At 34.7% G+C, this 18,870-nt stretch carries 14 protein-coding genes; 6 read left to right on the top strand and 8 right to left on the bottom strand.

The genetic code is table 11. The annotated features are described in order from the left end of the window. Positions 1 to 61 precede the first annotated feature (61 nt). Entirely contained in the window at positions 62 to 1,558 is a 1,497-nt protein-coding gene (locus ACJJVO_RS13435; protein WP_405574985.1) for a PLP-dependent aminotransferase family protein, read from the top strand. Here ACJJVO_RS13435 and ACJJVO_RS13440 read toward each other — a convergent pair. After that, positions 1,548 to 1,964, bottom strand: coding sequence for a DUF2007 domain-containing protein (locus ACJJVO_RS13440; protein ID WP_405574987.1), 417 nt, complete (start codon positions 1,962 to 1,964; stop codon positions 1,548 to 1,550). The two genes, ACJJVO_RS13435 and ACJJVO_RS13440, sit on opposite strands and share 11 nt — an antisense overlap. A gap of 139 nt (positions 1,965 to 2,103) precedes the next feature. On the opposite strand from ACJJVO_RS13440, the gene ACJJVO_RS13445 reads away from it, so the two are divergent. The 4 genes from ACJJVO_RS13445 to ACJJVO_RS13460 are packed head-to-tail and all read left to right on the top strand — an operon-like array spanning position 2,104 to position 5,254. Further along, positions 2,104 to 2,613 carry a hypothetical protein gene (locus tag ACJJVO_RS13445; protein ID WP_405574988.1) on the top strand — a complete coding sequence of 170 codons (510 nt, stop codon included), beginning with the start codon at positions 2,104 to 2,106 and terminating at the stop codon, positions 2,611 to 2,613. A gap of 2 nt (positions 2,614 to 2,615) precedes the next feature. Next, positions 2,616 to 3,203: a DUF2975 domain-containing protein gene (locus ACJJVO_RS13450; protein ID WP_405574990.1), complete on the top strand. Its 588-nt coding sequence runs from the start codon at positions 2,616 to 2,618 to the stop codon at positions 3,201 to 3,203. A 2-nt stretch (positions 3,204 to 3,205) separates the two neighbouring features. Beyond that, positions 3,206 to 3,412: a helix-turn-helix domain-containing protein gene (locus tag ACJJVO_RS13455; RefSeq protein WP_405574992.1), complete on the top strand. Its 207-nt coding sequence runs from the start codon at positions 3,206 to 3,208 to the stop codon at positions 3,410 to 3,412. A 45-nt stretch (positions 3,413 to 3,457) separates the two neighbouring features. Further along, complete coding sequence (locus tag ACJJVO_RS13460; RefSeq protein WP_405574994.1) at positions 3,458 to 5,254, top strand: M61 family metallopeptidase; 1,797 nt, start codon at positions 3,458 to 3,460, stop codon at positions 5,252 to 5,254. Between the two features lie 2 nt (positions 5,255 to 5,256). On the opposite strand, the gene dinB is transcribed toward ACJJVO_RS13460, so the two are convergent. Together dinB and ACJJVO_RS13470 are read right to left on the bottom strand one after the other, a co-directional pair. Further along, positions 5,257 to 6,474 carry a DNA polymerase IV gene (gene dinB / locus ACJJVO_RS13465; protein ID WP_405574996.1) on the bottom strand — a complete coding sequence of 406 codons (1,218 nt, stop codon included), beginning with the start codon at positions 6,472 to 6,474 and terminating at the stop codon, positions 5,257 to 5,259. Positions 6,475 to 6,520: 46 nt separating this feature from the next. Further along, positions 6,521 to 9,544 (bottom strand): DNA polymerase III subunit alpha, encoded by a 3,024-nt coding sequence (locus ACJJVO_RS13470; RefSeq protein WP_405574998.1) that lies wholly within the window; start codon positions 9,542 to 9,544, stop codon positions 6,521 to 6,523. 88 nt (positions 9,545 to 9,632) lie between these two features. On the opposite strand from ACJJVO_RS13470, the gene ACJJVO_RS13475 reads away from it, so the two are divergent. Then, positions 9,633 to 10,400 carry an XRE family transcriptional regulator gene (locus tag ACJJVO_RS13475; protein ID WP_405575000.1) on the top strand — a complete coding sequence of 256 codons (768 nt, stop codon included), beginning with the start codon at positions 9,633 to 9,635 and terminating at the stop codon, positions 10,398 to 10,400. A 72-nt stretch (positions 10,401 to 10,472) separates the two neighbouring features. On the opposite strand, the gene ACJJVO_RS13480 is transcribed toward ACJJVO_RS13475, so the two are convergent. The 5 genes from ACJJVO_RS13480 to glmS all read right to left on the bottom strand — a co-directional run bounded on the left by ACJJVO_RS13480 (position 10,473) and on the right by glmS (position 18,863). Continuing rightward, the gene (locus ACJJVO_RS13480) at positions 10,473 to 10,748 is read right to left on the bottom strand and encodes a F0F1 ATP synthase subunit epsilon (protein WP_405575002.1); all 276 of its coding nucleotides are present in this window, start codon (positions 10,746 to 10,748) and stop codon (positions 10,473 to 10,475) included. Positions 10,749 to 10,824: 76 nt separating this feature from the next. Continuing rightward, a complete protein-coding gene (gene atpD, locus ACJJVO_RS13485) occupies positions 10,825 to 12,333 on the bottom strand; it encodes a F0F1 ATP synthase subunit beta (protein WP_405575004.1) in 1,509 nt (502 codons plus the stop codon). Positions 12,334 to 12,516: 183 nt separating this feature from the next. Then, a complete protein-coding gene (locus ACJJVO_RS13490; protein ID WP_405575006.1) occupies positions 12,517 to 14,082 on the bottom strand; it encodes an SGNH/GDSL hydrolase family protein in 1,566 nt (521 codons plus the stop codon). Between the two features lie 10 nt (positions 14,083 to 14,092). Beyond that, positions 14,093 to 16,846 carry a TonB-dependent receptor gene (locus ACJJVO_RS13495; protein ID WP_405575008.1) on the bottom strand — a complete coding sequence of 918 codons (2,754 nt, stop codon included), beginning with the start codon at positions 16,844 to 16,846 and terminating at the stop codon, positions 14,093 to 14,095. Between the two features lie 169 nt (positions 16,847 to 17,015). After that, complete coding sequence (gene glmS / locus ACJJVO_RS13500; RefSeq protein ID WP_405575010.1) at positions 17,016 to 18,863, bottom strand: glutamine--fructose-6-phosphate transaminase (isomerizing); 1,848 nt, start codon at positions 18,861 to 18,863, stop codon at positions 17,016 to 17,018. Between the last annotated feature and the right edge of the window lie 7 nt (positions 18,864 to 18,870).

Here is an 18,870-nt window from a genome sequence, read left to right on the forward strand (position 1 = left end):
GTGTTTAACGTTGCAAATGTCGTAACTTTCCGGACGATTAAAGTAGTCCAGTTTTAAAACAATGAATAGTCCGGTTAATCAAATTCTAAAACAGCTTATTACATTTGATAAAAGTATAGTACAGCCAGTATATATCCAAGTAGCACAGCAATTAATGAATGCCATACAACGTGGTTATTTAGAAAAAGGCAGTAAGTTGCCAGGAACTCGTGTTTTAAGTCAGTTATTAAATGTGCATAGAAATACAGCAGTTGCTGTTTATGAGGAATTGGCATCTCAAGGTTGGGTAGACATTATACCTAATAAAGGCACTTTTGTTTTGGTACCTGAAGCATCTACAGCAAAAATTAAAGCGGCTACTAAACATTTAGATCATGCGTATGTCTACTCTAAAGTTGCGGGTTTTCCTTTTCAGAAATCATTTAATCTAGCTTCTACAGCAGAAGAAACGACAGCAAAATATACGATTAACGATGGTAAACCAGATTTGCGTCTGCATTCCGTACATCAATTTTCGAGATGGTATAGTGCTGCTATGAAGCGGAAACCGTTAATAAACAAATGGAACAGAGCATCTGCATTAACACCTTCGGTTTTTAAAATACAGCTTAGTAATTATTTAAATGCTACGAGAGGATTTCATATACAACCTAATAATTTATTAAGTACACGCAGTACAGAAATGAGTCTTTATATTGTCTCTCAATTGCTCATTAAACAAGATGATTTGGTGTTGGTTGGGCAATTAAGTAATTATGCTTCTAATATGATATTTCAGCAAGTAGGTGCAACTATAAGGACAATACCTGTAGATAATGAAGGATTAGATGTAGACTATATAAAGAAACATTTTGTAAAGCATAGAATACGATGTGTTTATGTTAGTACCAATAGAGATTATCCAACCACACAGACGTTAAGTGCCAAACGACGCTTGCAATTATTACAATTGGCAAAAAGCTATGGGTTTGCCATTATAGAAGATGATTACGATTATGATTTTCAATTTACTGGTTCTGCCATGTTACCTATGGCAAGTGCAGATGCTAATGGAATGGTGATTTATTTGGGTAAATTAGGGCAATCTTTATTTCCGAGTTTTCATACAGGCTTTGTGGTAGGACCAGAGAACTTAATTTCTGAGGCCAAAAATTATTTACAACTATTAGATAAACAAGGTGATTTAATACAAGAGCAAATGCTCTCAGAACTTATTTCTGAAGGAGAAATAGACCGTCTAAAGAAAAAAAACATTGTCACTTACAAACAACGTCGAGATCGATTATGCTATTATTTAGATTATTATTTTGAAGATATCATTAGATGGCAAATACCTTCTGGTGGTTTGGCGCTATGGTTGCAATTTGATAAAACCATATCCTTAATGAAATTGGCTGAGGAAGCTGAGAAACTAGATTTATTCTTACCTAAAACCATTTTATATCAAGATAAAAATACGTGTGCTATTCGTTTTGGTTTTGGACATTTAAATGAAGACGAATTAGAAATTGTGATTAAAATTTTGAAAAGTGCTTATGATAAGGTGCTTAATTTTTAATAGGAAATTCAGTGTTGCAATCCTCACATTTATATTGGTAGCGTGCACTAAAAGGTAATGTGAAGAATAAGAGACCAATTAAAAATGACATCAAGGATTTGAAACTATTAATGGTGGTGTACATTTCAATATGTTCATTTTTACAATTGGGACAAACTATAGGGTTCCCATTGTCATCTACAGAATAGGCTTTAATTGATTTTAAAATGGCTCGCGCTCGTTCTTCGTCCTTGGCAAGTACTTTTAATTTTACACCTCCAATAGCTTCGCTCACTAAAGGATCCGTGTCTATGGTAAGATTATCTCTTAGAAAGACTTCAATGCCATCTGCTTCTAATCGTCCTTTTGCAATTTGTGCTTCTGTAGAATATGGGAATCGGGCTATGGTAACGAAGGTATCTTGCATGTGGTAAAGATACTATAATCTTGTGGAGACCTGTCAGGTTTTTAAGATCTGCGAGGTCTAATATTAAAATTATCTTTTCTAATAGTTTATTATTGTTTATCGATAATTTTTATATATTTGTTATCGTAAAACGATAATTATGAATTCTGCAAAAACACTTTATACGATACTAAATGTTATTATTTTCCTTATTCTAATGAGCATTGGTATAGGGATTTTCATACTAGCAATGATTCTCTTGGGTATAAAACAAGATTTTATCGGTTTAAAATATGATGCATTAACTTTTAAAACGGAAAAACTGCTTTATATTTTTACTTTTTTAGAGCTTTTGGTTTATGCTGTTTTTGTCGATGCGCTTTTGAAATTAAGAAAGGCGACCAAGTTGTTATTAAAAAATGATTTTTACAATACCGAACTTACAAATGGCATGTTCAATTCGGGGAAACTTATGGTTTTTTCTTCAGTCGCTTTATGGTTGATTGATGAGATTGGTAATATGTTCTATAAACGGCAAGTTATACTTGGTTTAAGTGAAAAAACATTGGTCTATTTATTGATAATTGCGATGGGATTGTTTTTAATGCTAATGAGTACAGTCTTTAAAGATACTAAGGCTATAAAAGAAGAAAACGATTTAACGATATAATTATGACTAAAAACACACTTTTAAATACCGCGATTTGGGTGACTAGGCTATTGAAAATCATATTGATCATTGCTACCATAGGTATTACGAGCTTATTTATATATGCTCAAATTGATAAAGACACTTTTGCAGATCAAGAGATTGTATTAAAGGTTAATCCCGGTATTATAGGTTTTTCGACAATTGGTTCATCGGTTTGGAAGGATGATACGAAGGGTGGTAATTATGATTTAAAACCATATACTTTTGGAAAATTAAAAACTGTATCCTTGTATATCAATTATTTTAAAGTCATTTTTATTGCGTTGTTAATATTTCTTATACTTAGGGCTTTCGAGACCATTATGTTATCTGTTAAAACATTACATACCTTTAGTAGTCGTAATGCAAAGCTGTTTAGGAAGATTGGGGTCTATATAATTGTGATTACAATTCTTATAAGTTATACGGTATTTCGATTTGAAAGTGGAGTGCAAACAGTATCGCAAATATCATTAACTCCCATAGTTTATATCCTTTTATCTTTTATTATGGCAGAGATTTTTAAAGAAGGTGAGAATTTGAGAGCAGAAAACGATTTAACCATATAACCATGTCCATAGTAGTCAACTTAGACCTCATATTAGCCAAACGCGGCATGAAGAGTAACGAACTTGCAGAACTCGTAGGGATCACAACCGCCAACCTGTCCATTTTAAAAACGGGAAAGGCTAAGGCTATTCGGTTTTCAACCTTAGAAGCCATTTGTAAAGCTTTGGACTGTCAGCCTAGTGATATATTAGAATACGTAGAGGATTAAAAGGTTTTAAAAATTAGTATCTTGGGTGTCTAAAAAATTGAATAGATGCGAAGCCTAATTTTATTACTGTCATTTTTATGTTTAGTGAATTGTAAAGATGATACAACTTCTGAAACGGAATTAACAATTGGTGGAAGTTCAAGTTATATCATTTCGTTTGAAAATGCAGTGCATCATGAAGCTGAAATCATGGCCACTTTCAAAGGTTTAAAATCTGGTGAAGCCACATTTAGAATGTCTAGAAGTTCACCAGGACGTTACGCTATTCACGAATTTGCTAAGAATGTTTATAACGTAAAGGTTACAGATGGGAAGGGTAATGTTTTAGAAACGACACGTCCAGATCCGTATTCTTGGAACGTAAACAATCACGATGGCACTATAATAGTCAATTATACCTTATACGCTAACCATGGTGATGGCACTTATGCGCAAATAGACGAAACGCATGCGCATCTTAATATGCCAGCGACCTTTATGTATGCTCCGAGTTTGGAGAATGACACTTTCAACATTGAATTTAAACCACGCGAAGATTTAGGCTGGAAAGTGGAGACACAGTTAAAACACTTAAAAGATAACAGCTATTTCGCTGACAATTTACAGTATTTTATGGATAGTCCAACTGAGATTAGTGACCATATGGTACGTTCGTTTGAGGTGGATGGTCAAAAAATCAATTTTGCATTGCACCATAATGGCACCGCAGCAGAGTTTGATGACTATTTTGAAAAGGTCAAAAAAACAATCTTACAACAAAAAGCTGTTTTTGGTGAATTACCAACTTACGATTACGGAGAATACACGTTTTTAGGTTGTTATATTCCTAATGCTACAGGAGATGGTATGGAACATCGAAATTCTACTATCGTCACCAGCACGCGAAGTTTAGCTGATGGAGCCGATCGAAATATAGGAACAGTATCTCATGAGTTTTTTCATTGCTGGAATGTAGAACGTATACGACCACAAAGTTTAGAGCCCTTTAATTTTGAAGAAGCTAACATGAGTGGTGAGCTTTGGTTTGCTGAAGGGTTTACAAGTTATTATGATGATTTAACCTTAACTAGAGCAGGAATTATAGCACAAGAAGATTATATAAAAGGATTGACAGGAACTTTTAATTACGTGTGGAATTCGCCAGGACGACAGTTTTTTAATCCTATTGAAATGAGCTACCAAGCTCCGTTTGTAGATGCGGCACGTTCGGTGGATGATATCAATCGCGATAATACATTTATCTCTTATTATTCTTATGGAAGTATGCTAGGTTTGGCTTTAGATTTATCGCTTAGAGCAGAAAACTTGAATCTGGATGATTATATGACATTAGTCTGGAACACCTACGGAAAGACAGAAACCTATTATACCATTGCAGATTTACAGCAAGCGTTAAACGACTATGCTGGTGCTGAATTTGGAGATCAATTTTTCAATAATAATATCTATAAAAGCGGCATGCCAGATTTTGAAACCTTATTTAAAACGGTTGGTGTTCAGTTGCAACAAAACACAGCACAGCCTGCTTTTGGATTGCGTTTGAACAATCAAGTGATTACAAGTAATACATTAGTCGGTTCTGGAGCTTATACCGCAGGACTCGAAAAAGGAGATAAATTACTTGAAATTGATGGTGTTGCACTCAATGAAACATCAGACTTAAATAAAATTTTAGGCACCGTAAAACCGAATCAAACCGTTGTTGTGGTTTACGAGCGCTTCGGAAAGCAACGCATTGTAAAACTCACTTTAGATGCTGATACGTCTTATGCTATTTCAAGTTTAGATGAATTATCTGAAGGAGAGAAAGCAAATCGTGAGGCTTGGTTGGGTGCGAAGTAAAATTATTGTCGTCGATTAGCCAATAAAGGAGGAGGTTCTCCATTAAACGGGTTAAAACGGCTAATGGTTTTAGCTTCTAATCCTGCAGCACTCATAACGACTCTATCTCCATAACGTTCGCGCATTTTGTCCATGGCATTGGTTAGGTTGAGGTGCATTTCGTTGTCTTCAAAAAGATTCACTTGATGGCCTCCTTCTACTAAATGACTAAATTTTACGCCAATTAATCGTACTAAAAGTCTGCGATGGTATAGTTTTTTAAACAAATCTAAGACCACAGGAATGAGCATATGGTCCATAGCACTATATGGAATGCGTTGTTGTTGTGTGTAGGTCTGAAAATCTGAATACCGAATTTTAAACGTCACACAAGCCGTTAGTTTATGACCACGACGGAGTTGGTAGGCTAAGTTTTCTGCCATAGCAACAATCATCCCTTTTAATTTGGCAACATCTGTGGTATCTTGATTAAACGTCCGTTCTGTAGAAATGGATTTACGTTCTTGGTATTGTACTACTGGCGAATTGTCTATGCCATTGGCTTTTTTCCAAATAACAAGGCCATTTTTGCCCAATACTTTATGCATGAGTTCCATGGGCATTTCTTGTATGGTATGAATGCGTTTGACGCCCAAATCACACAAGGCTTTGTAAGTGACATTGCCAACCATCGGAATTTTTTTAACCGACAGTGGTGCTAGAAATGGTTTTTCGTTACCAGAGAGAATTCGGATTTCGTTATTAGGTTTGGCTTCACCAGTCGCAATTTTAGACACCGTTTTATTAAGCGATAAGCCAAAGGAAATAGGTAAACCTGTTTCTCTTATAATTTTCTGGCGTAATTCAGAAGCTAGTTTGTGGCAACCAAAAAATTTATCCATTCCGGTGAGGTCCATGTAAAACTCATCAATAGATGTTTTTTCATAAAGCGGTACACTTTCTTTAATCACATCGGTAACGTCATTTGAAAATTTAGTGTAAATCCCAGAGTTACCTCTAAGCACAATGGCTTCTGGGCACAATTGTTTTGCCATACGCATTGGCATGGCAGAATGCACACCAAAGGTGCGCGCTTCGTAACTGCAAGACGCTACAACGCCTCTGTCGCTTGTGCCACCAATGAGTATCGGTTTTCCATTGAGACTACTATCCATGTGTCTTTCACAGGACACAAAAAAGGTGTCGAGATCCATGTGTACGATGCTGCGGTTTTTGTTCATGCTTGATTTGGGATAATTCGCGGCACGGAGAAGTTGTGACTTGTCCCTACTGAGCGATGGCTCTTTTGTGTTCTTGAAAACTTTTTTTATTCTGAAATGTTGGATTCAAAGATTTTACTGAATAACGTGGATCTTCAATAATGGCCAAGCGTTCCATTTTTGAAACTTCAATAGTGACACAATCAAATTCTACCATGACCTTGCCTATGATGCTATAAATCCCTTTTCCTCTAAATAGATATTTGGCTACAGTAGGAGGGAAATGAACCGTATCTATAAAATCACCATCACGATCTAAGAACGTGCCAAAATGCATCATTTTACCGTTCGATGTTTTGGTATTTTTGGTGGTGATCAAGTAGCCTTCAATGCTAATGAGTTTGTTTTCTAGTTGTGTTAAGTGTTTAGCGCGTAACTTACTAATCGAATGTTTTTCTAATAAATAAAATGGATTGCAAAGGCTAAATCCTAATAATTCAATGGAATCGAAAGTATTTTCTAGCTCTGTACTTGGTAATTCTGGTGTATTATAGTTAATCCGTTGGGTTTTAAATAGTGTCATCACCTCGTCTTGTACTACCGTTTTACTAATTTTTAAATGCGCTTCCCAAAGCAATTCACGTTTATTAATATTTGTAAACCGAAAGGCATTGATTTTAATTAAAATGGAAATCTGTTCAATAGAAATGGAAACTCGTTCTATAAAATCATCAAGTGATTGAAATATGCCATTTTCCTTACGTTCATTCAGTATACGATTGATGTTTTTAGATTCTAAAGATTGTAAAAACATAAAGCCTAAATAAATGGTTTTCTCTTTTATAATCGCTTGATGAAAGGAGTGATTAATACAAGGAGCTTCAATGATACCGTTGTGCATTCGGGCTTCGTGCACATAGAGTTCTGTGCTATAAAATCCACCAAAATTATTAATAGTTGCGGTCATGTATTCTAAAGGGTAGTAAGCTTTTAAAAATAAGCTTTGGTAACTTTCAACAGCATAAGAAGCCGAATGCCCTTTGGCAAAGGCATAGCCAGCAAAACTTTCAATTTGTCGCCAAATATCGGTCACTAAAGCTTCGGGTTTGCCATCGTTTATACAATTGTCAAAGAATTTTTGTTTCACTTTATCAAACTCGTCTCGCGACCTAAACTTTCCAGACATACCACGACGCAACATATCCGATTCGCCCAAATCTAATCCACCAAAAAGATGTGCGACTTTTATCACATCTTCTTGATAGACCATAATACCGTAGGTTTCGGGCATGATTTTCTGCAAAATAGGATGGGCTTCTTTTCGTTTTTCGGGATAACGATAACGCAAAATATATTCGCGCATCATACCGCTTTTAGCCACACCAGGTCTAATGATAGAACTTGCCGCGACTAAGCCCAAATAATTATCGACTTGCAACTTTTTTAAGAGCATCCGCATGGCTGGTGATTCTACATAAAAACAACCAATGGCTTTAGCGTTACGTAATAAATCTTTTATGCGTTCGTCTTTTTTAAACCCGTTTATATCATGAATATCAATAGGCGGTTGATCGCTGTAATTTTCGTCAATAATTTCTACCGCTTCTTTTATTTTTCCTAAGCCACGCTGACTCAGAATATCGAATTTATACAACCCAATGTCTTCGGCAACCACCATATCAAATTGTGTGGTGGCAAAACCTTTTGGTGGCATAAATGTGGCGCAATAGCAATGAATAGGTTGTTCTGAAATTAAAATACCACCAGCATGAATCCCTAAATAATTAGGAAATCCTTGAATGTAGGTTGCATATTTAATAACTAATTGCGAGAGCTTATCGAGTTGATTAATGTTATATTTTCCTCGAGTTAATTTGTCCATTTCAGCTTTTGGTAAGCCAAAAACTTTCCCTAATTCACGTACCGAAGCTTTAAATTTAAAGGTGTTATAAACCGCAATAAGCGCTGTATGTTTAAAGGTTTTGAAAATGTAATTGGTAATATCATCTCTGTCTCTCCAAGAAAAATCGAGATCGAAATCTGGTGGGTTTTGTCTAAATAGGTTGATGAATCGTTCAAAATACAAATCGAGCTCAATAGGATCTACATCTGTAATTCGCAATAAATAAGCAATAATACTATTGGCACCACTGCCACGACCAACGTAGTAATAATCGTTGCTTCGCGCGTATTCTAAGATTTTCCAGTTGATAAGAAAATAAGACACAAAGTTTTGTTGTTTTATAATGCTAAGTTCCTTTTCAATGCGGTCATATACTTTTTGTTCCACGTTAGTGCCATAACGATACGGAATGCCATCGTAAGTCAATTGTTTTAATAATGTATAATCTGAAGTTTCATTTTCAGTGAGGCATTTTTGATTTTTGGGTGTGGTATTTTCAAAATCAAATGTGGTGGTACAACCTTCTAAAAGCTGCTCAGTATTACTGATGAGGTTTGGGAATTCTGAATAGGTTTCGCACAGGTCGTTATAAGGAAGCATTCTGTCGTGTTCATTGCCTTCTTCAGACTTTGGAAGTTTGCTTAACAAGGTGTTATTTGCAATAGCACGTAATAAACGGTGTGTGTTAAATCCTTTTTTATTTTGAAAGGACACTGTTTTTAAGACCACGAGTTTGTGTTTGAATTGATTCCATTTTGAAAATTTAAGTCGATTAAGGTCTTGAGGTGTAATGCCTAAAAACTCATTAGGTTTTAATTGGAAATCTATGTCGTTTTGATATGGATAAATCACGAAACAATCGTCTAAATTTTCATCTGGTCGTTCGGGAATTTGCAAATCATGATTATGCAGAAATTTAGACAGATACGCATTGATGTTTTGAAAGCCTTTATTGTTTTTAGCAATAAGAATAAATTGCTGTTGCACACCATTTCTAAAATCGACTCCTAGCACTGGTTTTATTCTATATTTTTTTGATAGACGCATCACATCTAAACATGCGGATGTACTATTAATGTCCGTTAAGGCAAGGGTTTGAACACCATTTTCGGATGCAATAGCAAGGAGTTGTTCTGGTTTTATGGTTCCATAACGAAGGCTGTAATACGTGTGACAATTTAAATACATAATAAAAAAGCTAGACTGTAAAATTAGCTACTATATGTAGTTTGTATTGCTTATATTTGTAGTAAATAATGTTAAAACTCAAATTTCAATGAAGCCTATTCAAATTAATATAAAACATTTACGCGCATTAAAACAGATGTCTCAAGAGCGTTTTGCAGACGAATTAAGTTGGAGTCGTTCAATGGTTGGGTCTTATGAAGAAGGGCGTTCTGAGCCACCAATAGACCGTTTAATAGACTTATCTAACTTCTTTGATATTCCTATTGATATTTTGGTTAAAAACGATTTGCGTAAAGCAAAAAATACTTCTTTTATAGAAGTAGGGAACAAGCGTGTGCTATTTCCGGTAACGGTAAATGAAGATAACGAAGATTTAATTGAAATTATACCTGCAAAAGCATCGGCAGGATATTTATCTGGTTATGATGACCCAGAATATATAGAGCAACTTCAAAAAATTAAATTACCGTTTTTACCCACAGGCACACATAGAGCATTTCCTATTAAAGGAGATTCTATGCTGCCAGTAAAAGATGGTGCGTTTATAGTGGCAAAGTTTGTAGATGATATTAGAGATGTTAAAAATGGACGTACGTATATTATATTAACTAAGGACGATGGTTTGGTGTACAAGCGGATTTATATTCCTGAAGGAGATACTACGAATTTGTTATTAAGTTCAGATAATAAAACGTATCAACCTTATTTAATTCCTCGTGAAAATATCTTAGAGATTTGGGAGTTTACATGTTGTATTAACACGCAAGAATACGATGAAAAGGAATTGAAATTAAGCAGTATTATGATGTTGTTTCAAGAATTGAAAGTAGAATTAGAAGCTGTAAAAAGAATGTAATATTTTACTATTAGACATAAAAAAAGCGCGAAATATTTCATTTCGCGCTTTTTATTTTATATAATGATTGAATTAATCTGCTAAAATAATTAGCTTATTATCTTTCATTTCAAGTGTTCCAGAATTGATTGCTAGCCAAACGCCTTTATCAGATTTAGTGAATTTTGCTTCAACTTCATCTTCTAATTGAACGTTACCAGCAACTTTTACATGTCCTTCTTTAAGAATAGAGACAATGGGTGCGTGATTGGTTAACATTTCAAACTCACCATTTACTCCAGGAACCGTTACTGAAGTAACTTCTCCGCTAAATAATGTGGCTTCTGGTGATACAATTTCTAAATACATATTCTTTTAGTTGTTTGTTATTAGTAGATGGTTGTTGGAAAAACTAGCAACCAACAACTACAAACTATTAACTAATTTACGCTTCAGCTAACATTTTCTCTCCTGCTTCAACAGCTTCTTCAATAGAACCTTTAAGGTTAAATGCAGCTTCTGGTAAGTGATCTAATTCACCATCCATAATCATGTTAAAACCTTTAATAGTTTCTTTAATGTCTACTAATACACCAGGAATACCTGTAAATTGCTCAGCTACGTGGAAAGGTTGTGATAAGAAACGTTGTACACGTCTTGCTCTACCTACAGCCATTTTATCTTCTTCAGATAATTCTTCCATACCTAAGATGGCAATAATATCTTGTAATTCTTTATAGCGTTGTAATAACTCTTTTACACGTTGTGCACAAGCATAGTGCTCATCACCTAAAATATCAGCAGTAAGAATTCTTGATGTAGAATCTAATGGATCTACCGCAGGATAAATACCTAACTCTGCAATTTTACGAGATAATACTGTTGTAGCATCTAAGTGAGCGAACGTTGTTGCTGGAGCTGGATCCGTTAAATCATCTGCAGGTACGTAAACCGCTTGTACAGATGTAATAGATCCTCTTTTTGTTGAAGTAATACGTTCTTGCATTGCACCCATTTCGGTTGCTAATGTTGGTTGGTAACCTACCGCAGAAGGCATACGACCTAATAATGCAGATACCTCAGAACCAGCTTGTGTAAAACGGAAGATGTTATCCACGAAAAATAATACATCTTTTCCTTGTCCTTCACCAGCACCATCACGGAAATACTCAGCAATAGTTAATCCTGAAAGTGCCACACGAGCACGAGCTCCAGGAGGCTCATTCATTTGTCCGAATACGAAAGTGGCTTTAGATTCTTTCATTCCAGATTTATCAACTTTAGATAAATCCCATCCACCATCTTCCATAGAATGCATAAAGTCATCACCATATTTAATAATACCTGACTCTAACATTTCACGAAGTAAATCATTTCCTTCACGTGTTCTTTCACCAACACCTGCAAATACAGAAAGTCCACCGTGTCCTTTTGCAATATTGTTAATCAACTCTTGGATTAATACTGTTTTACCTACACCAGCACCACCAAATAAACCAATTTTACCACCTTTTGCATAAGGCTCAATTAAATCGATTACTTTAATACCAGTAAATAAAACTTCCGTAGATGTTGATAAATCTTCGAATCTTGGAGCTTGTCTGTGAATAGGTAAACCAGCATCACCAGCTTTAGGTAAATCTCCTAATCCATCAATAGCATCACCAATAACGTTAAAAAGACGTCCATAAACATCTTCACCAATTGGCATTTGAATTGGAGCACCTGTAGCATGAACTTCTGTTCCTCTGCTTAAACCATCCGAAGAATCCATAGCAATAGTACGTACTGTATCTTCACCAATGTGAGATTGTACTTCTAATACTAATTTAGAACCATCTTGATTGTTAATTTCTAACGAATCATAAATCTTTGGAAGCTCTGAACCAGCAGCGAATTCTACATCAATAACTGGACCTACTATTTGTGCAACTTTACCTGTAACTTTTGACATTACTCTTATGTTTTTGTTTTTCAATAATTTAAATATGAGAAAAGACTGACTTAATCTAGTTAAGTACGTTCGTTTTTCGCGCTGCAAAGATATGGTTTTAATTTAAAAAATAACAGTGTTTTTTTGAATAAAAAAACACCTTCATATTGAAGGTGTTTTAAAAGTTTATTTTAACTAATTTTATTAAAGTGAAGGAGGATAATTTGTTGGGTAATTTCCTATATCTAATAAATTTCCGGAAGCCTCAAAGTTAGAACCATAGGTTGTATCAATTTCTCTCATAAATTCGTTTGCTAATAGCGCATAACCTCTTGCTGTTGGGTGAACACCATCTAACGAGAATGCTCCTCCTGTTACTAAACTAGAAGTTAAATTAAAGTCTCCATCTAGATAGCCACCATTATCTAATTGTTGCATTAATGAATTAGCATCTACAAAAGCAAATCCGGCAGAATTTGCTGCCGCTTCTAATGTGGCATTAAAATTATCTGTTGCTGTTTTTATTTCGGCCTGTTCTTCTGGTGTTAAAACCCACTTATCTGCTAAAGGTATTGCGACACCATTAACAGTTGTTGGATTTCCTGGAATAGCCTCAGTACCAATAAAACTAGAGGCAGGTAATACTAATAAGTCATCTTCAGTAGCTTGACGCATGCTAACTAAAGCAGCGTTTATGGCTGTTAAATCAGTTAAATTCTCATCCATAATAACAACAGCATTTCCCGCGCCTTCATTAAAGTAAACTTTTCTTTTAGCTATTTCAGCAGTTGCTAATTCCTCAGATGTCATTGTATCAGTAGGAGGAAAGAAAAATTCTAATTGAGTAGAATTATCTATAAGGTAAGCCAATGTAGCATCAAGTCCTCCATTGTATGCGCCATATGCGCTTGCACTATTAAGAAAACCAGCAGTTGCAGCGTCTAAAGGAACTGGGTTGTGAGGAACAGTTGTAAAATGAGGAATAGTGGTAACATATGGTATGTTGGCCATAACCCCTTGAGCACCTGAGGCCTGCAATGCGCCAACAATAGCATCTATAGAGCCTTCAAAAGTTGCTTGAGGTGTAATTGCAGCAACTGTTTGGTCTCCTCCAGATGTTGCATAACCTAGAACATCGTTATTACCTATCCATAATGAAACAAATGTAGGTTGTTGTGCTAGAGCATCTCCTAAAATTGTTGTGTTTGGAGCAGAAGCCATACGTACAAAATATGGATTAGCAGAAGGAGGATCTGTCAATAGATTAGCTGGATTACCATAACCATCATATAACAAGTGAAAACTTGCAGCACCAGGCACTCCCATATTGTTTTGAGAACCTAATGACGGTGCAAATGCTTCTGTTGTTGACATGGCTGGTAAACTTGCTGGTCCTGAGCCATTAAAATATAATCTAGGTCCAAAGCTACCATCATCTTTTGGGCTTCCTCCAAATAATAAGCCACCAATATTATCATCCATTAAGGGTTGTGTAAAAGTACCGCCTCCAAGTAAAGCGAACTTTTGTGATAACATATTAGGCATTGAATTTTCTTGTCCTGCTATAAATAAAGCATTATCTGTGAAACCAGCCGTTAATGAGTTACCTATTGCCACATATTTTGAGAAATCTGCTGTACCAGAAGTAAGTTCTGGAAATACAACTTCTTCTGTTGGATTGTCTAATAAGTCTTCAAAATCTTCTTCATCATTACATGCTGTAAATCCAATAAGGACAGCTGATAGTAATAAATATTTTATATTTTTCATTTTGTTTTTTTTATAAGTTATTAATTGTCCAAGAAGCATAATACATAGAACCGATATAACCCGATCCAAAGACGGTGAAATATTCTTTACCACCAATGTTTGTACCACCTATTTTAATAATAGATTTTAATGCTGGGATTTTGTAATTAATTTGGGCATCAACAGTATGGAATTCTGGTACAATACCATCACCAAATGTTGCTTCCCAGAAATAATCATCGCTAAATTTATAGGCTACATTGAATCCGAAATTTTTAAACAATTCTGTATTGCCAAAATGAGCTTTAAATTTGTGCTCTGGTGTGTTAAAGTTAGTTTCGAAATTAGGATTTGAAGCTTGGTCAAAATCTTGTTTAGTAAATGTATAACTTCCTCCTAAATCAAAATCTCCTAATACTTTTGCAGATAAACCTATTGAAGCTCCATAAGAATTAACATCTGCATTAGAATTTGTATAAGTACTATATGTAGTGAAATCGCTACTTGCTATTGCAAGAACAGATAAATTTCTTTCAGTAGAACCTTCAGGAGCAGTAACATCACCATATAAAGGAGCCATAACAACTTCTGAGGAAATAAAATCTTTGTATTTATTATAATAGGTACTAAAATCTATGGTCACTTTATCAAATTTCCCTCTATATCCAATTTCGAAAGAAGTTACTTGTTCTGGTGATACAAGATTTGGGTTTGCCTCTATTAAATCCGTAGTTCCTCCACTTTCAGCGAATTGCTCTACGGACGATCTTGTATAAGAATTATTATAAGCTGCAGCACCAGTTTGTGTATAAACGGTTCCGTTACTTGCTGTAAAGTCTCTAGAATATCTATCTAAATTATCTGGAGCAGAACCTACTAAAATAGCTCTACCAGCATCTAAACCAATAAATAAATCTTGTGTTGTAGGGTTTCTAAAACCTGTTTGTCCAGAAAATCTAATGTTATGGTTTTCATTTAATGTTAACCCTAAAGATAATCTTGGAGATACGAAACCATCAAAAAATTCTGATTTATCATAACGTGCTGAAGCAGTAATTTTTAATTCCATATCTTCATTAAGTTCTAGATTTTTTTGAATTTGAGTGTAAATACCAAATTCACTGTATTTTATATGGCCATCGTAGTCGGTATATATAGATCCTAATGAGTTTAAGTCGTATTGTCTAAAAGATCCACCTACTTGAATATCTGCAAAATCTATTAAATCGCTAAAGTTATAATTACCATCTGCATGATAGTATTTAGATGCATCTTGAAATTTTGATCCTGTAGCTAAATCTGGATCTTTAATAATTCTATCAAATGCATTTTGAAATTCAGTAGAACCTGGTTCAAATCTTCCGTTTTCTGCAGCAGCTCTTGCTGCAGCATGTGCTTGATCGTCTGTAGCACCACCTCCAAGAGTTGCAGCTACATACGTATTTATATAATCTCCAAACCAATCAGCATCGCTTTTCCAAGATCGGTTAATATTGATACCAGTAAATACCATATCATAAGAGTCACCAGCTTTATCAGCTACAACATAACCTCTCACAAAATAGTTATCGTTCTTTAATTCTATTTTGTGTTGTTGTTGAAAGAACCCATCAATATTGTAGCGGTTCGTTCCTTGATAAATTGTTGTACCTGTACCTACTTTACCTACATATTGTATTTCGAAATTACTATCCGTTATTGGACGATAATATAATCCCCAATCAGCTTTGATACTTTCTGCTTTGTTTTGTGTTAAATATCGTTCATTATATCCTGTTCTACTTACAAATACATCTGGTACTATACCTGTTCCACCAGCTAAATCATTAATATTTGCTGATACTTCATCTCCATAAACATTAATACCGTTATAGTTTAAATTTGTTGCTCTTGTACCTCCAAACACATCGCTGTCTACGATGCTATTTGCAGCCCAGTCTGTACCATTTAAATATCCAAAGTTTACTTTGGCGGCAAATTTATCGCTAAATTTATATGCTATTCTTATACCTAAATCAGTATACTCATTGTCTCCTGCTGCTTTTTGAGACGTGATACCTTTTTTAACAAAAGCACTTATGCCTTGGTGATCAAAAGGGTTTTTACTTCGCATAAAAAGAATACCGTTAAAAGCATTTGCGCCATAAAGTGCAGATGATGCACCTGGTAATAATTCAACACTTTGTACATCTGTTTCAATCATACCAACAAGATTTCCTATAGGGAAGTTTAAAGCAGGAGTCGAGTTGTCCATGCCGTCAACTAATTGCATGAAACGCGTATTAGCTGTAGTGGCAAAACCTCTAGTGTTTACAGATTTGAAAGTTAAACTACTCGTATTTACATCAACACCTTTTAGATTTTCTAATCCACCATAAAAGTCTGCTGATGCTGTATTTTTAATTTCTTTTAAACCAAAGCGTTCTACCGTTACCGGAGATTCAAAAATCCGTTCTGGAGTTCGTGAAGCTGAAATGACAACTTCATCTAACTCATTACCTTCAGCCAAGGTTATATCAATTGTTTGATTCTTTTTGGTGACTTCAATGGTTTGAGTTTCAAAACCAGCGTAACTAAATTGGATTGAAAAAGGAGGTTCTTGTTCTGTTGTTAGCACATAGTTACCATCAAAATCTGTAACTGTACCAGAACTCGTGCCTACTACAATAACGTTAGCACCAGGTAAGGGAAGCCCAGAATTATCAATAATTTTACCTTTTACTGTGGTCTGTGCAAAGGATACCACGCATAAGAGCATAGTGAAAAGCTTTAAGATTGTCTTCATTTTAGAGAATTAGTTAATTTATTAGATTAGCAATTTAATTAAATATATGAAAATTAGATAACAAATTCTTAAAAATGTATGCATGCATAAGAATATTTGAGAAAAAAACGGCTTAAAATTGATTATTACTCAATTTTAAGCCGTTTTATAAAAATTTTCTATCAGTTATTTATTCAACTGTTACCGATTTTGCTAAATTTCTAGGTTGGTCTACATTTTTATTCAACATTACAGCTATGTGGTAAGATAATAATTGTAATGGAATGGTTGTAAGTAATGGAGTAAAACATTCTAATGTTTCTGGAACTTCAATTACATGGTCAGCTAATTCCTTAACACTTGTATCTCCTTTTGTAACAATACCAATAATTTTACCTTTTCTAGATTTAATTTCTTGAATGTTACTTACTACTTTTTCGTAATGTCCTTTTTTAGTTGCAATAACTATTACTGGCATTTGCTCATCAATTAAAGCAATTGGTCCGTGTTTCATTTCTGCAGCAGGATAACCTTCAGCATGTATATATGAAATTTCTTTTAATTTTAATGCACCTTCTAGAGCTACAGGGAAATTAAATCCACGACCTAAATAAAGACAGTTTTTTGTGTCTTTATAGATTTCTGCTACCGTTTTAACGTAAGCATCAGATTTTAACGCTTCTTCTACTTTACCAGGAATAGTCTCTAGCTCAATTAAATGATGTCTAAATTCTGAACTTGACATAGTACCTTTAGCTCTAGCTAATCGTAATGCCATTAATGTTAATACGGTAATCTGTGTCGTAAATGCTTTAGTTGATGCAACTCCAATTTCTGGGCCAGCATGTGTATATGCTCCAGCATCTGTTTCTCTTGCAATTGTAGAACCAACTACATTACAAACTCCAAAAACAAAAGCTCCTTTAGATTTTGCTAATTTTATAGCGGCTAAAGTATCTGCAGTTTCACCAGATTGAGAAATTGCAATAACAACATCTTTTTCTGTAATTACAGGGTTTCTATATCTAAATTCTGAAGCATATTCAACTTCTACAGGAATTCTTGCTAAATCTTCAAAAATATATTCTGCGACTAAACCAGCATGCCATGATGTACCACAAGCTACAATTATAATTCTATCAGCTGCTAAGAATTTTTTCATGTTATCCTCAACACCAGCCATTTTTATAATAGCTTCGTTACTTAATAGTCTTCCTCTAAAGGTATCTAAAATTGCACTAGGTTGTTCATAGATTTCTTTAAGCATAAAATGGTCGTAACCACCTTTTTCAATTTGCTCTAAATTAAGTTGAAGTTCTTGTACATAGGGATCAACTAATGCGTCACTCTTAATTTTTCTGACTTTGATATCTTTTCCTCTTCTAATAATTGCCATTTCTTCATCTTCAAGATAAATAGCATTTTTAGTATATTCAATAAAAGGAGAAGCATCACTTGCTATAAAAAACTCGTCTTCACCAACACCTATAGCTAAAGGGCTACCAAGTTTAGCAACAACAATTTCGTTGGGTTTGTTTTTGTCAAAAACAGCAATAGCATAAGCTCCTACAACCTGATTTAAAGCTATTTGAACAGCTTTTCCGAGTTTAAGCTTTTCGCTTTTTTGAACATCTTCAATAAGATTAACTAATACTTCTGTATCTGTATCTGATTGAAACGTGTAACCACGTTTTATTAATTCTTTTCTTAATGAATCGTAATTTTCAATAATTCCATTATGGATGATAACTAGATCTCCAGAATTAGAATAATGTGGATGAGAATTTACATCATTTGGTACACCATGTGTTGCCCAACGTGTATGACCTATACCTAGAGTTCCGTCTGTAGAAGTTTCACTTTCCATTTTACTTTTAAGATCAGAAACTTTTCCTTTGGTTTTAGATAGCTTAATCTCTTTGCCATCATACAACGCAATACCAGCACTATCATAGCCACGGTATTCTAATCTTTGAAGTCCTTTAATAACAATAGGATAAGCCTCTCGATGGCCAATGTATCCAACAATTCCACACATAGGTTAA

This window comes from Winogradskyella sp. Asnod2-B02-A, assembly GCF_045063645.1.
Lineage (GTDB): Bacteria > Bacteroidota > Bacteroidia > Flavobacteriales > Flavobacteriaceae > Winogradskyella.